Genomic DNA, 16,207 nt, shown 5'->3' on the forward strand with positions numbered 1-16,207 from the left:
CCGGCGGAGACGTTGACGCCCTTTGCCAGCATCTTGGCCACCGGCGGCGTCGCTTCAGCGACACCATGGCCGTAGCGCTCGACGAAGTACTCGCCCTGATAGGCCATGCGGTGCTGCACGGCGATGCCGCCGCCAAGGGCGGCGATCCGGTCGATCGAGCGGTCAGAGATCGTCTCCGCATGGTCGAAGAACCAGTTGATRCCCTCAAGCGGGATATCCYGGTTGACCTTCTCGAAGACGTCGAGCGCACGGGTGATCGTCTCGTCATAGGTGGCATGCAGTCGCCAGGGCCAGCGGTTCTCCGCAAGAATRCGCACGACCTCTTCGAGTTCGCCCTCCATCTCCGGCGGCATGTCCGGGCGCGGCTCGCGGAAGTCCTCGAAGTCGGCGGCGGAAAACACCAGCATCTCGCCGGCACCGTTGTGGCGGAAATAGTCGTTRCCCTGCTTGTACTTGACCGACGACGTCCATTTSAGGAAGTCGTCCTTCTCCTGCTTCGGCTTCTGGGTGAAGAGGTTGTAGGCAAGGCGGACCGTCATCTGGCCCTCGTCCGAGAGCTTCTGGATGACGGCATAGTCATCCGGGTAGTTCTGGAAGCCGCCGCCGGCGTCGATGACGCTGGTGACGCCGAGCCGGTTGAGCTCGCGCATGAAATGACGGGTCGAGTTGACCTGGTAATCGAAGGGCAGCTTCGGCCCCTTGGCGAGCGTCGAATAGAGGATGCCGGCATTGGGCTTGGCCAAGAGCAGCCCCGTCGGGKTGCCGCTGGCATCGCGAGTGATCTCGCCGCCCGGCGGGTTCGGCGTGTCCCTGGTGTAGCCGACGGCGCGKAGCGCCGCGGCATTGAGCAGCGCCCGGTCATAGAGATGCAGCAGGAACACCGGCGTATCGGGCGCGACCGCGTTGATCTCATCGATCGTCGGCAACCGCTTTTCGGCGAACTGGTGCTCGGTGAAGCCGCCGACGACCCGCACCCATTGCGGCGCCGGCGTGATCGCCACCTGCCGCTTCAGCATGTCCATCGCATCGGCAAGCGAGCGCACGCCGTCCCAGCGCAGCTCCATGTTGAAGTTGAGGCCGCCACGCMCGACGTGGGTATGATTGTCGTTCAGGCCCGGCAGGACGCGCTTGCCCTTGAGGTCGATGGTCTTTGTGCCTGAGCCTGCCAGCGCCATGATCGTCCTGTCGTCACCGACAGCGAGGATCAGGCCATCCTTGACGGCAACGGCAGTGGCAGTCGGATTGGCGCGGTCGAGCGTCGTCACGAGGCCGCTGTGAAGGATCAGGTCGGGCGTCATCGAAGTATCTCCGGTCTGTTGGGCGCCGGCGGTGCGGGCCGACGGGAAGAGAGCGGGCAGCGCCAGCGACGAGGCGGCACCGAGGAACGAGCGTCTTATCGAAGTATCTCCGGTCTGTTGGGCGCCGGCGGTGCGGGCCGACGGGAAGAGAGCGGGCAGCGCCAGCGACGAGGCGGCACCGAGGAACGAGCGTCTAGTCGGCATCGTCAGGCCCTTTCGTCGGTGCCGGCAGCATCCTTCGCCGTGCCGGTTGCGATCTGCCCGCCGGGCAGATGGCCGAACACGTGCGGCATGCACTGCCGATTGAACCAGGAGAGGTTGACCGGCTCACCCGACAGGGCGCGCTTGACCAGGGGGACGGATTGCTCCCCGATGAGAATGCCGAGCAGACCGATCAGCGCGATGACCGGCGGCGCCGGCGAGCGGACGTTGAGCAGCGCATAGATGACGCCGACGACCAGCCCGGCTCCAAGCGAGAGAAGGTACATCTTCATCGCCAACTCCTTTAGGGGATAAAGGTGGCGCTCCGGCCGCAGCGAGGCGGCCAGAGCGTTAATCTAGAGCGCGGAAGCGTTCTGTCAGTGGCCTTCGGACGCGCCGAACATCGACTTGGCGTAGATGATGCCGAGGCCATACGAACCGCCGAACTTCTTGGCGATACCGGTGGTCATGTCGTAGGTCTCGGTGCGCGCCCAGTCGCGCTGCAGCTCGAGCATGTATTGCAGCGAGGTCATCGGCCGGACGCCGGCCTGCACCATGCGGTCCATCGCCCGCTCATGCGCCTCATCCGAAACGTCGCCGCAGGCGTCGGCGATGACATAGACCTCGAATCCCTGATCGAGCGCCGAGAGGGTCGGGCCGACGATGCAGACCGAGGTCCACAGCCCGCACATGACAAGGCGCTTCTTGCCGATGCGGTTGACCTCTTCGATCACCGCGACGTCTTCCCAGGTGTTCATCGAGGTGCGGTCCAGCAGTTTCTGGCCGGGGAAGGCATCGGTGATCTCGGAGAACATCGGGCCGGAGAAGGTCTTTTCGGCAACGGTCGTGAGGATGGTCGAAACGCCGAAACCTGCCGCCGCATTGGCGACAAGTGCTGCGTTGTTGCGCAGGAGCACCGCGTCGATCGACTTGGTCGCAAAGGACATCTGCGACTGGAAGTCGATCATGATCAGGGTGTGGTCTTTGGGCGAGACGAGGAGTTTGCCGGGGGTCGCTGTCGCAGACATGGTCGTGACCTCTTACTGTTGAAACTGAACTCCGATTGGAGAGGCCCAACTATGCCGCCGACCGGCGACCCGTTCTTGTCGCCAAAGGTGGATTTTTGAAAGTTTCGCTCGCCTTCAGCCGGCAGGGCGCGTGTACTTTCAGAGGGTTACGACTGTCGGCTGCGCCGCCACTGGCGCGGCGTGGCACCTGCGGCCTGCGCAAAGGCCCGGGTAAAATGGCTCTGATCCGAAAAGCCGCAGACGACGGCAATTCCACTTAGGGACGTGGGCGAGAACTGCAACAGATCCTTGGCCTTTTCGATCCTCTGCTGCAGCAGCCAGCGGTAGGGCGTGCTGCCCATGGTCTCGCGAAAGGCACGCAAAAAAGCCGCCTGCGACAGATTGCAGGTCGCAGCCATGTCCTCGACGGTGAGCTCGCCATCCAGACGGGCTTGCACCAGATCGCGGATCTTTGCCTGGCAGCGCTGCGAAAGCCTGCGTCCTCCGGCAAGGCTCTCGCCACGGCCGTTACCGTACTGCCGGACCATATGCACGCCGATTGCCACCGAGAGCTGGTCGACAAACAGCGCGCTTCGATCCGTGTATCCGTCCACCGACGCAAACAAAGCGCCGAGCATGCCGCCGAGAACAGGGTCGGGCGAGCCGGAAACGGGCCGCAGCTCGCTCACGCCAGAAGCATTTGCCGCGTCTGCGATGCGTTCGAGCGCACCGTGGCCGATTTCAAGCAAGGTGAAATCGAAGGATCCTTTGAGATCGGCTTTATAATCGTCGGCAAAGTTCCTGACGTAGATCGAGTTTTGGCCGAATTCCTGGGTCGCAGAGTGGTGCGCTCCGAAAACCCGGCGGCGATGACCGCCCACAAGCGATAGGCCGATCAGATAGCCTCGCCCGTTGCCAGGTGTCGTGACCTGGCCCGGCGGTCCCGCTGTCGACCGCTTGCGGTGGAAGACCATGTCGCGGCCTTCGATCGTCCTGTCGTCATCCAGCTGGTCGAGCGAGCATCCGAGACTGTCGCGCGGTCGCGCTCCGGCCGAGGCAGCGGAAACATTCGTCATCGTCTTCGCTCCTATGTGTCGAGACTGCCCGCCAAACCCACCTGCCGTGACGACGAAAACGAAAGACGTAAGTCGCCGTGCGCAGGGTAAACGTGCGCGCAACTCATTCTCGGTTTCACCAAATCATTTGCAGGAGCGGCCCTATGATTGCCCCCGGTCGCCGCATCATTCTTGCACGTTTTTCACCTGTTTTGAAAATTTTGCACGAGGGCGCGCCCTCTTTCCACCCTATTGCGGAGATCGATCCACAGCGACGACGACCGACCGGTTCTTTTTCCGGAAGCGTGCCGGCGTTTCCCCCGTCAGGCTGGTGAATACCCGGGTCATGTGGCTCTGGTCGGCAAAGCCGCAGTGGATAGCAATTTCAGCAAGGGGTGTGTCCTGAAGCAGACACTCCTTAACCCGCGCGATCCGATATTCGGACAGCCACCTGGACGGTGTGCGCCCGAAGCTTTCCTTGAAAGCCTTGTTAAAATAGCTGCGCGAGAGCGCGCACTGGGCCGCAAGATCGCCGATCGAGAACGGCGTGTTGAAATGGGCGACCAGAAACTCCGTCGCCAGCCTCTCCTGCCATGGCGCCAGCGTCCCCTTCTTGTCGACGGGGAAATGCAGACCGCCATAGGCCTGGCTGAGATGGGCCAATGCGGCAAGGTTGATCTGTTCGACGAAGAGCAGATTGGCCCGGTCCGGCTCATCGAGCGAGGGCAGCAGGGCCTGGGCAAGGCCGAACATGACCGGATCCACGCGTCCCTGCACGGGAGACAGCGACACATACTCGCCGCGCCCGGCCCTTTCGGTAAAGCTCCGCATAGAGGCAAAGGGAATGTGGAAGCGGACATTGTCGAAGGGCGACAGATGGTGGCACTGCCATTGGTCGCGAAGATCGGTGATCGCGAGCGAGGCCTTGGGATGCCCTCCCTCATACACGAGTTCGCCACGCCGCCACAGGCGATGCGCCTCGAAGTCATGCATCTGGACGATGACGTTGAAGGCATCGGCGACCGGAATCAGCGGCCCGACTTCCAGATCGAAGCGATCCGAGAAGGTTCTCGTGACGGTGATGTCACCGACGCTGATCCGCTTGGCGATCGGGCGCGGTGTGCGTTCGTCTGCGCTCAGTCCTTCTTGCAAGGCCATCGGTCAGGGTCTCCCGATTTCCAGCTCAGCCGCCCGCTTCAGCGGCCGGGCGGATGCTACAACGGTTGGCTGTCGCAATATAGAGGCAAATCCAGCGATGCATCGCCGAGCGTCAAAGGTCAGCATGGTACCCTCACTGCAGCCAGCGCGCGCGCCAGACGGCGGGTGTCACGCCCGTCACCTCACGAAAGGCCTCGACGAACCGGGCCTCGTCGGCATAGCCGCAACTGGCGGCGGTTTTGCTCAGCGACCATCCCTCTTCGATCAGATAGCGCTTGGCGCGACCGATCCGGTACCGCATCAACCACTCTTGCGGCGTCTGGCCGGTCACGGATGCAAAAGCCGCGGCAAAACCCTCTTCCGAAAGATTTGCGGCCGCTGCTGCTGCCGCAAACGAAAAGTCCTTGGCCCAATGGTCGATCATGAAGTCCTTGGCCGCCTTCTCCTGCCACACAGACAGATCGGGGCCGCCGGATGCGACGGCGCGATCCGGGTAGGAATGCAGAAGATGCGCGCAGATGGCGACGGCGATGTGCTGCAGCAACGCACCCGGTTCACCCTCGCTCTCGTCAAGAAGCGGCGACAGCGCCAAGGCGAGATTGTGCATGACGTCGTCGACCTCGCCGCGACGGCATCTGAGACTGGTGGCGGCCGGAGCATGCGAAAACTCGCAGACTTCATGAAACAAGGCCCGTGGCAGATGGAAAGCGAGTGAATCGAGATCGCTGACGAGCCGGATACTGGCGCCCTCAGCGAGATCGACGAGACAGATCGACCCCTGCCGGTAGCGGCGAATTTCACTTTCGCTTTCGCCCGGCACCAGGTCGCAGTGCATGACATCCTTGAAGTAGAACATCAGGAAATAGGCGTCGTCGGCCGGCAGCGATACGATGCGGCTCAGTTCTCCGTTCAGCCGGCACCGCAGGCGCGTCACCGAAAACCGGGCGTCCCGCACGGGCCGCACCATGAGAAACGGCGCCTTCGGCTCGCCAAAATACGCTCCAATACCGCTTGGCTCTGTCATCATCCGTCCAGCCCCGCCCCCTGGCGATGGAGTTCACTCCTCGCGTGCAATCCGATTCGATGCGCGAAAGATCCGACGCAAGGGGGCATCTCGCTATTGCCGCTCATATCCGAGAAAACATGGGGGGTGCTGCCAGTAATTTCTTGTATCCTTTGCTCACATTTAGCCGCAAACGGCTCTGTATTGACTTCATGCCGCATGATCCCGCCGCTTCAAAGCGGCCGCGTCTCGGTGACGTAGCTCTCGAAGAAATCGGAGAACTTGGCAACCCTGAGCGGCAGCCGTTGACGGGCTGTGCGATATCCGGGCATTCGCGGCCTCCGTGGAAGACCTGGCGAACACCATCGGCGACAGGCGGCGTGTGTACCCGGGCCAAGCCGTCTATGGCATCGGCTACGCCACAGGCGCGACGCTGCTCGCCGCACTCCTGGTCAAATATCCTGGTCTGTTCGAGCGAGCGGTCCTGCTGCATCCCCTTGTGTCGTGGGTGCCACCCGGCAACGCCGGACTTCAGGGCAAACCGATCCTGGCCACCGGCGGCCAAGACGATCCTACCGGTCCATTGGCGCTCGCCGAACAACTGGTCGATTATCTTGCGGGGCAGAAAGCTGATGTCCGACCCCTCTACAATCGGGCCGCACACGAGATCGAGCAGGATGAATTGATAGCGCTTCGGGATTTCCTTCAGGCGGCCATCGACTGAAGCAATGCGGGCCGCATCTGATGACGCGGCCCGCGATAGATTTTACTGCGCCTTGGCTTCGATATCGACTTGCTCGAGCAGAAGCGCCGGGTTTTCGGCAGCTCCCATCAGTTCGAGCGCGCCGACACCGGCTTCATCCTTGGCCTTGACCTTCAGCGTGAAGGTGCCGGGCTTGCTGATGAACTGGGTAAACGCCGTCGCCGCGTCCTGCAGTTTCGGCTGCGTGGCGGCAAAATGCTGCACGCCGGCGCTCGTCATCAACACGAGCAGGCCGCGAACGCTGTCCTCGGTCATGTGGTTATCTTCGGCATAGAGCTTGATGCCCTTGGCCATGATGCCCTTGTCCTCGAGCTTGAGCGTGACTTCCCTCGCCGTAAGACCGAACATCGCGATCTGCGCGGCATTGAGGTCGCCAGAGAAGAAGTCCTCCGAAGCGCCGCCCATGACGCCGGAGAAGGAGAGGCTGCCCATGTCCTTGCCATCCAGCGAAATCTGCTTGATGACGAAGTTCTCGTTGGGCTCATCCCACGACAGTTCGACGTTGGACGAGAAGACCAGCTTGTCGAGGCCGATCTTGCGCAGCGTCTTGAAGCCCTCTTCCTGCGTGTCCGCAGGGATCGGAACGCTGAGGTCGCGGTAGCTGACGCGGACATCCGTCGGAATGCCGTTGCGCGGCTTCGTCAGCGCGATTTCATAGGTATCGAGCGTGAAACGAACGCGTTCCGGAACGGACGGCACGGCCGGCTGCTCTACGGGCGCCTCGGCCATCGGGTCTTCCGGCACTTCACCGGCGATCTCCGCGCCGCTGGCGGCTTCGCCGTCGGTCGCTTCATCCGCCGACTGCTCTGCAGGCGCCTCGGCCATCGGCTCTTCTGCTGCATCGCCGGGGACCGCCGCGTCGCTGGCGGCTTCGCCGTTTGTCGTTTCGTCCGGCACCTGCTCGGCTTCCGGCGCCTGTTCGGCACTGATCGACGGATCGACCTCGGTTTCGGTCGCGCTCTCGTCCTCGACGGTTTCACTGTCCGTCACGGCTGCCGGGTCGCTACCGGGCATGTCCACGTCGAGCCCGGCGATCCGGATCGTGCCGAATTCCGGCATCAGCGTGGTGTAGGGGAAGGTCTCGAATTCCTCCTCCTTCAGGCCCGCAAGCTTCGTCAGTGCCTCCATGGTCGGAGCCCAGGAGAAACCGTTGATGCTGGCTTCGGCAAACTTGAAGTAGTCGGTCCCCTCGCCCGCCGTGACACCGTTCATCGTGCCATCGAAACTGCGACCGTTGAGCTGGAACGCCATCTTGTCGACGGCGAGCTTCACGAGCTTGCCCTCGGCGCTTTCCTGCTCCGGCACTTCCATTTTCAGGCCGAGCAGTTCCATGTCGCCCTTTGCCAGCATGTCGACCAGCGAAAGAATGCGTTTGAAGAATGCCTGGCGCTCCGCCGGTGGCAGGCCTTGCGGATCGCTGACCGCCTGGAGTTGCTCGAGCGTTTCGAGAAGCGGCTCGGTCGGCATGCGGACGCTGAGGCCGCTGCTGCGCACTTCGTCGTAGCCGAAACGCGACTTGCTATCGGAGAAGGCAAGGTTCTTTACGGAGATCGGGCCGTAGAGCAGCTTCGGTTCCTTGTCCTCAGGACCGGCTTTTTGCGTGTAGATGCGGGCCATGTAGGCCACATCGAAGCTCTCTCCGGTGACGGCGCCCATGGTGCCGTCCATCTTTTCCCGCTTCGTTGCCCCTTCGCCGTCAGGAATATCCATGGCAAAGGCGAACGTGGCGCCGCTCGCCGAATAGCGCGCAACGCGGCCGCTGGCGATATCCTCGAGCCGGACATCCTTGTAGACCGTCTTCTGCTCGGAGCTTGCAACGTTCTGGACGATGGTCACTTCCGGCGCGGAGACCTGCTTTGCCGCGAAACGCTCGATGCGCTTCAAAAGGTCAGCCTTTTCCCCGCTTGCCGTCAGGCCGGCTGCGAAAAAGTCGGGATCTTCCAGCGTTGCCGCAGGCACGGAAAGCTTGGCGGCCTTCAGGTCGAGCTCCAGGCCCTTCACGTCGAGCTTGCCGCTCAGCGAAAAGATCTTCGGACGTCCGTCGATTGCCGCGATGCGCGCGCTGACACCATCGGCGAAAGGCAGCGTGACGTCGCGCAGATGAATGCGGCCGAAGAAGTCCGCCTCAACCGAACCGGCCTTCCCGCCGCGCTCGGCGATGAAGGTCCCGACCGCCTTTTCGAGCATGAACTTGCCGCCGACGACACCCGCGGCTGCGATCGCGATGACCGCGACAGCAGCCCAAAGTGCTTTGCGACGGCCCTTGCCGGCACCAATTTCTGTCTCAGCCACGATTTCTGTCCTTTCGTCACACGAAAAATGGAAAGCTCTTGAGTCGTTGCGGTGTGACTAACCATTGGCGCTACCTTCCGCAAGTTTGGCGGGAGTGCAGTGCAACAATTTTCTTGTATCGGCTGCAATCGGCAACGCTCGAACGTCATCAAAAATGCATGGAGGGCTGCAAGCATGCGCCCATGGGACCCACGTCCATTAGCGATAGGATCCGCTTATCGCCACAATCAGGAAATCCAACTTAAATTAATGGAACCACTTTGATAGAGTCCGCGCACAATGAGGGAGACGCAGCCAGTGGCGACACCGCTTCGCGGAACGACAACCACCGACGGCACCAGACATGCCGGGCCGCGGGCTCGGCTGGGCGCCTGTCCACGCCTGGCGCTTTTCCTCTGACCCATCCAATATTCACGTCATCTTGAAGGGAGATAAAAATGGACGCTAAGGCCGAAAAAACGGGCAAATGTCCCGTCATGCACGGAGCTCAGACGAGCGCACAGTCGCCCGGCACCTCGAACCGCGACTGGTGGCCGAACCAGCTCAACCTGAAGATCCTGCACCAGAACTCTTCGCTGTCCGATCCGATGGGCGAAGCCTTCGACTACGCCGAGGAATTCAAGAAACTCGACCTGCCGGCGGTGAAGAGGGACCTCTTCGCGCTGATGACCGATTCGCAGGATTGGTGGCCGGCCGACTTCGGTCACTATGGCCCGCTCTTCATCCGCATGGCCTGGCACAGCGCCGGCACCTACCGTACCGGTGACGGCCGCGGCGGCGCGGGCGCCGGACAGCAGCGCTTTGCGCCACTCAACAGCTGGCCGGACAACGCCAACCTCGACAAGGCACGCCGGCTGCTGTGGCCGATCAAGCAGAAATACGGCAACAGCATCTCCTGGGCCGACCTGATGATCCTCGCCGGCAACTGTGCGCTCGAGTCTATGGGCTTCAAGACCTTCGGCTTTGCCGGTGGCCGCCCCGACGTCTGGGAACCGGAGGAAGACATCTACTGGGGCACGGAAAAGACCTGGCTCGACGACAAGCGCTACTCGGGCGACCGCGACCTCGAAAACCCGCTCGCCGCCGTTCAGATGGGCCTGATCTACGTCAATCCGGAAGGCCCGAACGGCACTCCGGACCCGCTCGCCGCCGCGCGTGACATCCGCGAAACCTTCGCGCGCATGGCGATGAACGACGAGGAAACCGTGGCGCTGATCGCCGGCGGCCACACCTTCGGCAAGACCCATGGCGCCGGCGATGCGGCCAATGTCGGCCGCGAGCCGGAAGCTGCCGGTATCGAGGAACAGGGCCTCGGCTGGGCAAGCACCTACGCCAGCGGCCGTGGTGGCGACACCATCACGAGCGGCCTCGAAGTCACCTGGACGACGACGCCGACCAAATGGAGCAACAACTTCTTCTGGAACCTCTTCGGCTACGAATGGGAACTGACGAAGAGCCCGGCCGGCGCGCACCAGTGGACGCCGAAGCATGGCATGGGTGCCAACACCGTGCCGGACGCGCACGACAAATCCAAGCGCCATGCGCCGTCGATGCTGACGACCGACCTCGCCCTGCGCGTCGACCCGGCCTACGAGAAGGTCGCACGGCATTTCTACGAGAACCCGGATGCCTTCGCCGACGCCTTCGCCCGCGCCTGGTACAAGCTGACGCACCGCGACATGGGTCCACGCGCCCGCTATCTCGGCCCGGAAGTGCCGGCCGAAGAGTTGATCTGGCAGGATCCGATCCCGGCCGTCGATCATCCGCTCGTCGACGCCAAGGATATCGCCGATCTCAAGGCCAGGATCCTCGCTTCGGGCCTTTCGGTATCCGAACTGGTTTCGACCGCCTGGGCGTCGGCCTCGACCTTCCGCGGCTCGGACAAGCGCGGCGGCGCCAATGGCGCGCGCATCCGCCTTTCCCCGCAGAAGGACTGGCAGGTCAACCAGCCGGCGCAGCTGGCGAAGGTTCTCGAGGTCCTCGAAGGCATCCAGCGTAGCTTCAACGACGCCCAGTCCGGCGGCAAGAAGGTGTCGCTCGCCGACTTGATCGTGCTCGGCGGCGCCGCAGCGGTCGAGAAGGCAGCCAAAGCCGCCGGCCACGACATCGAGGTCGCCTTTGCGCCTGGCCGCATGGACGCGACGCAAGAGCAGACCGATGTCGAGTCCTTCGCGGTTCTCGAACCGATCGCCGACGGCTTCCGCAACTACCAGCGGGCCCAGTACGCGGTTTCGCCGGAAGAGCTGCTGATCGACAGGGCGCAGTTGCTGACGCTGACCGCGCCGGAGATGACCGTGCTCGTCGGGGGCTTGCGCGTTCTCGGCGCGAACCACGGCCAGACCGCTCACGGCGTCTTCACCGATCGTCCGGAAACGCTCAGCAACGACTTCTTCGTCAACCTGCTCGACATGGGCACGGCCTGGACGGCGACGTCTGACGCCAAGGATGTCTTCGAAGGGCGCGACCGCAGATCCGGCGACGTCAAGCGGACGGCCACCCGCATCGATCTCGTCTTCGGTTCGAACTCGCAGCTGCGGGCCATCGCCGAAGTCTACGGCCAGGCGGATGCAAAGGCGAAGTTCGTACGCGACTTCGTCGCGGCCTGGAACAAGGTGATGAACGCCGACCGTTTCGACCTCGTCTGACGGCTCGATCCGGCAACAGTACTAAGCCTGGTCCCGGCATCGCGCCGGGACCTGTCTACTCGACGGTTCCGCGGAACTGTCACCGGAGGTTGCAGGCCGGTCTCGTCAATTGTGACGATGTGGCACACGTAAAACGTTCGCCTCCACGCACTTCCCTCAACCGAAATCCGCCAAAATCAGCCTGTCGCCTCCCTCTGCCGTGAACGCACGATGGTCCGGCAAATCATTGCTTTTGTGACAAGTTCTCTCTGAACCCGACTTTCGCGGGTATTTACATCATCTTTGCAAGCCTCCGCTTAAATCAACCCATGATTGCGTGACTTGGCGCGGAGAACATGTTCTGATTTCAATGCACTGCCAAGGACTGATCTTATCTCCAGCTGTTTCGTTCAGGGGGAACGTTGCATGCGTCGTTCGAGAATTCCTGCCCTTTCACTATCATCAGCACTGCTTGTCGCGATCGGGTTTTCCGCGCAAACGGCATTGGCGCAGCAGGCGCCAGCCGTGGTCGTGGCGCCGGCCACCATCATGGACCTGCGCGAGAGCGTGGATCTGACGGGCAAGGTTACGGCGATCCAGAAAGTCGACATTCGCGCCCGCGTTTCGGGTTTCCTCGAGGCGGTCAACTTCACCGAAGGGCAGAAGGTGACGGCGGGCACGGAGCTCTACCGGGTGGAAGACGGCGCCTACCGCGCCGCCGTGCAGGAGATCGAAGGGCAGATCGAGGCAGCCGAAGCCGCCAAGGAATTCGCGATCCTCGAGCGCGACCGCGCCGAGCAGCTCCTCACCAGCAAGACGATCAGCCAAGCCAAGGTCGACGAAGCGCACGCGCAAGTCAGGAAAGCCGAAGGCGACCTGATCCGGCTCAAGGGCAGCAAGGACAACGCCGACCTCAACCTCTCCTATACGAAGATCACGGCGCCTTTCGACGGCATCGTCGGCCTGACGGCGGCCGATGTCGGCGCCCTCGTCGGCCCGGACAGCGGCCCGCTCGTGACGCTGACCCGGCTCGACCCGATCTATGTCCAGTTTCCGGTGGCGACCGCACTTTACCTCACCTATCGCGAACGGGTGCTGAGGGGCGAGATCAGCGGCGGCGCCAATGTCGGGCTCGGCCTTCCGAACGGCACCGAGTACAAGCAAAAAGGCACGATCAACTTTATCGCCAGCAACGTCTCGCAAGGGACGGACACCGTGACCGTGCGCGCCGAGTTCCCCAATCCGGACAGCATCCTGCTCGACGGTGCGCTGGTGCGGGTGATGCTCGAACAATCCGACAAGCAGAACGTGCTTGCCGTGCCGCAGCAGGCGGTCCAGCGTGACCAGCAGGGCGCCTTCGTTCTGGTGGTCGACGCCAGCTCCAAGGTCGAGCTTCGCCGCATCGACGTGTCACGCAACGCCCGCGGCCAGGCGGTCATCAGCAAGGGCCTCAAGGAAGGCGAGAACGTCATCACAGAGGGCGCCGGCAAGGTGCGGCCCGGCATCACCGTCGATGCAGCCACGGCAGCAGGTGGCTAAGCGATGATTTCAGAGATCTTTATCGATCGCCCGCGCTTCGCCACGGTCATTTCCATCGTGCTGACGCTGGCGGGTCTGCTTGCGCTCACCCGTCTGCCGATCGCCCAGTTCCCCGATATCGTGCCGCCGCAGGTGAGCGTCACCGCCAGTTATCCCGGCGCCGGCGCCGACGTGGTCGAAACCACCGTCGCCCAGCCGATCGAAAGCAAAGTCGTCGGCGTCGACGACATGCTCTACATGAAGTCGACGAGCGGCGCCGACGGCTCTTATACGCTGACCGTCACCTTCGCCGTCGGCACCGACCCCGACATCGCCACCGTCAACGTGCAGAACCGCGTGTCGCTCGCCGAGGCCGGCCTGCCCTCCGAGGTCAAGCAGAGCGGCGTCAGCGTGCGCAAGAAGTCCTCCGCGCTGATGCAGGTCGTCACGATCTTTGCAGCGGACGAGAAGCAGAACTTCGACAGCCTGTTCCTGTCCAACTACGCCACGATCAACGTGCTCGACACGGTCAAGCGCGTGCCCGGCGTCGGCGATGCCCAGCTCTTCGGCGCCCAGGACTACTCGATGCGCGTCGTGCTCGACATCGACCGCATGACCAGCCTCGACCTGACGCCGACCGATGTGATCAATGCGCTGAAGGCCCAGAACGTCCAGGCCGCGATCGGCCGCATCGGCGCCCAGCCGATGACCGACGACCCGCTGTTCCAGCTCAATCTCCAGACGCAAGGGCGCCTCACCGATCCCAAACAGTTTGAGGACGTGGTTCTGAGGGCACGGCCCGACGGCTCCTATGTGCGCATCCGCGACGTCGCGCGCGTCGAGCTCGGCGCCGCCAGCTCCGATTCCAACGCCCGGATCAACGGCAAGCCGGTCGCCATGATCGGCACCTACCAGGCGCCGGGCGCCAACGCGCTTGCCGCCGCCAGGGGCGTGCAGGAGGCGATGGAACGGCTGTCGAAATCCTTCCCGCCGGGCCTCACCTATTCGGTCTCCTACGACACAGCCCAGTTCGTCGAAGCCAGCGTCGACAACGTCGAGGAGACGCTGTTTGAGGCCTTCATCCTCGTCATCATCATCGTCTTCCTGTTCCTCGGAAACTGGCGGGCGACCCTGATCCCACTCGTTGCCGTTCCCGTCGCACTCATCGGCACCTTCGCCGTGCTGCTCGCCATGGGTTTCTCGCTCAATACCGTGTCGCTGCTTGCCATGGTGCTGGCGATCGGCATCGTCGTTGACGACGCGATCGTGGTCGTCGAAAACGTCGAGCGGGTGATGGAGGAAAATCCAGGCCTGTCGGCTGCGGAAGCGGCAAGGCGTGCGATGGGCGAAATCACCGGCGCCATCGTCGCCATCACGCTCGTGCTGCTCTCCGTCTTCGTGCCCGTCGCCTTCATTCCTGGCCTCAGCGGCCAGCTGTTCCAGCAGTTTGCCGTCGCCGTTTCGGTGTCGATGGTGATCTCGGCGATCAACGCGCTGACGCTCAGCCCGGCGCTCTGCGCGGTGCTCTTGAAACCCCATCATGGGCCGAAGCGCGGCATCCTCGGTTACATCTCGCGGACCATCGACAAGGGGCGTGACGGCTATGCCTTCGTCGCCGGACACATCGCCCGGCGCGCCATCATCGGCCTGGCACTGCTCGCGGTCGCCTTCGTCGCCACGGGCTTCCTCTTCAAGGTCGTGCCGACCGGCTTCCTGCCGGCGGAAGACCAGGGCGCGTTCTTCACGGAAATCCGTCTGCCGGAAGGCGCCTCCTACAACCGCACCGACGAAGTCGTGAAACAGGTCGAGACGATGCTCGGCGGCATCGAGGGCGTTGCCAACGTCATCACCGTCACCGGCTACTCCTTCCTCGACGGTTTGTCGAAGTCCAACTCGGCCTTCGCGATCGTCACGATGAAACCCTTTGCGGAACGCCTGAGCGAAGCGGCCGGCGTCGAGGCGGCGATCCGCACGACCATGGTCAAGGGCCAAGCGATCCGCGGCGCGCAGATCTTCGCCTTCAACCTGCCGCCAATCATGGGCCTCGGCACCGGCTCGGGCTTTGAGTACCAGTTGCTCGATCTGCAGGGCCGTTCCGTCGCCGATCTTTCGGCAACGGCGGGCGGCTTGATTATCGCCGCCAACCAGAACCCGGCGCTCGGGCCGACCTTCACCACCTATTCGGCAAGCTCGCCGCAGCTCTATCTCGATATCGACCGCGACCGCCTGCAGGCCCTCGGCGTTTCGGTGAGCGACCTCTTCACCACGCTGCAGGGCACGCTCGGCAGCTACTACGTCAACGACTTCAACCTCTTCGGCCGCACCTGGAAGGTGACGATGCAGGCGGCGCAAGCCGACCGCAACGCCGTCGACGACATCCAGCGCCTACACGTGCGCAATACGAGCGGCGACATGGTGCCGGTCGCCTCGGTCGCCAAGGTCGACTATATCGTCGGTCCCCAGTCGATCGTGCGCTACAACAATTATCGCTCGATCACGCTGAACGGCCAGCCGTCCGCCGGCCACTCCTCGGGCGAGGCGCTTGCCGCCATGGAAACGTTGTCGGCCTCGACCCTGCCGCCCGGCTACAGCTACGAATGGACCGGAACGGCGTTGCAGGAGCTGGAGGCGGCGGGCAAGACCACCGCCATCCTGGCAATGGCCGTGCTGTTCGCCTACCTCTTCCTCGTCGCGCTCTACGAAAGCTGGACGATCCCCGTGCCGGTGCTCCTGTCGGTTGCCTTCGGCGTCTCAGGCGCGCTCTTGTCCGTGCTCGTCGCGGGTCTGTCCTTCGACATCTACGCCCAGATCGGCCTCGTCGTGCTGATCGCGCTCGCCTCGAAGAACGCGATCCTGATCGTCGAGTTTGCCAAGGCGCACCGCGAGGCTGGAGCAAGCATCGTCGATGCGGCGATCGAAGGCGCCCGCGCCCGCTTCCGCGCCGTGATGATGACGAGCTTCGCCTTCATCGTTGGCCTGGTGCCGCTGGTGGTCGCCAAGGGCGCCGGCGAACTCAGTCGGCGCGCGGTCGGCACCGGTGTCGCTGGCGGCATGCTTGCCGCAGCGCTCGTCGGCATCTTCGTCATTCCGGCGCTCTACGTCGCTTTCCAGTGGCTGCGTGAGCGCGGCCACAAGCTCGTGGGCATTTCCCGGCATCCGGCCGTTGAAGGCGAAGCAGCGGAACGCAAGGCCGAGACGCCGGCCGGGCACTGACCGCCGGTCGAGTTCAAGCCGACAAGGGATCGTATCTCTCGTCTCAGCTTGACGCTCCTTGCGACCAAGCATCGG

11 protein-coding genes are annotated in these 16,207 nt (G+C 63.3%); 4 read left to right on the forward strand and 7 right to left on the reverse strand.

Annotated elements, in window-relative coordinates; translation table 11 throughout:
• The 6 genes from ASD63_RS07805 to ASD63_RS07830 form a co-directional block, all read right to left on the reverse strand.
• Positions 1-1,298: amidohydrolase (locus ASD63_RS07805; protein ID WP_060529015.1), on the reverse strand; the 1,298-nt coding region annotated here is incomplete at its 3' end.
• Between the two features lie 206 nt (positions 1,299-1,504).
• Positions 1,505-1,792 (reverse strand): XapX domain-containing protein, encoded by a 288-nt coding sequence (locus ASD63_RS07810; RefSeq protein ID WP_034789552.1) that lies wholly within the window; start codon positions 1,790-1,792, stop codon positions 1,505-1,507.
• Positions 1,793-1,876: 84 nt separating this feature from the next.
• Complete coding sequence (locus ASD63_RS07815) at positions 1,877-2,527, reverse strand: hydrolase (RefSeq protein WP_060528934.1); 651 nt, start codon at positions 2,525-2,527, stop codon at positions 1,877-1,879.
• A 146-nt stretch (positions 2,528-2,673) separates the two neighbouring features.
• On the reverse strand, positions 2,674-3,582 hold the full coding sequence (locus tag ASD63_RS07820) for an AraC family transcriptional regulator (protein WP_034789557.1): 909 nt from the start codon (positions 3,580-3,582) through the stop codon (positions 2,674-2,676).
• A 228-nt stretch (positions 3,583-3,810) separates the two neighbouring features.
• Entirely contained in the window at positions 3,811-4,719 is a 909-nt protein-coding gene (locus ASD63_RS07825; protein WP_060528935.1) for an AraC family transcriptional regulator, read from the reverse strand.
• 133 nt (positions 4,720-4,852) lie between these two features.
• On the reverse strand, positions 4,853-5,743 hold the full coding sequence (locus ASD63_RS07830) for an AraC family transcriptional regulator (RefSeq protein ID WP_060529016.1): 891 nt from the start codon (positions 5,741-5,743) through the stop codon (positions 4,853-4,855).
• 322 nt (positions 5,744-6,065) lie between these two features.
• Here ASD63_RS07830 and ASD63_RS07835 point away from each other — a divergent pair, with 322 nt between their 5' ends.
• On the forward strand, positions 6,066-6,446 hold the full coding sequence (locus ASD63_RS07835; protein WP_146749526.1) for a hypothetical protein: 381 nt from the start codon (positions 6,066-6,068) through the stop codon (positions 6,444-6,446).
• Positions 6,447-6,488: 42 nt separating this feature from the next.
• On the opposite strand, the gene ASD63_RS07840 is transcribed toward ASD63_RS07835, so the two are convergent.
• Positions 6,489-8,777, reverse strand: a complete 2,289-nt coding sequence (locus tag ASD63_RS07840) for a hypothetical protein (protein WP_060528937.1) — start codon at positions 8,775-8,777, stop codon at positions 6,489-6,491.
• A gap of 437 nt (positions 8,778-9,214) precedes the next feature.
• Here ASD63_RS07840 and katG point away from each other — a divergent pair, with 437 nt between their 5' ends.
• From katG to ASD63_RS07855, 3 genes are all read left to right on the forward strand, one after another.
• Positions 9,215-11,422, forward strand: a complete 2,208-nt coding sequence (gene katG, locus ASD63_RS07845) for a catalase/peroxidase HPI (protein WP_060528938.1) — start codon at positions 9,215-9,217, stop codon at positions 11,420-11,422.
• A gap of 405 nt (positions 11,423-11,827) precedes the next feature.
• Complete coding sequence (locus ASD63_RS07850; protein WP_060528939.1) at positions 11,828-12,940, forward strand: efflux RND transporter periplasmic adaptor subunit; 1,113 nt, start codon at positions 11,828-11,830, stop codon at positions 12,938-12,940.
• Between the two features lie 3 nt (positions 12,941-12,943).
• On the forward strand, positions 12,944-16,132 hold the full coding sequence (locus ASD63_RS07855; RefSeq protein WP_060528940.1) for a multidrug efflux RND transporter permease subunit: 3,189 nt from the start codon (positions 12,944-12,946) through the stop codon (positions 16,130-16,132).
• Positions 16,133-16,207: the final 75 nt, after the last annotated feature.

It is taken from the genome of Ensifer sp. Root558, from assembly GCF_001427045.1.
In the GTDB taxonomy this organism is placed as follows: Bacteria; Pseudomonadota; Alphaproteobacteria; order Rhizobiales; family Rhizobiaceae; genus Ensifer; species Ensifer adhaerens.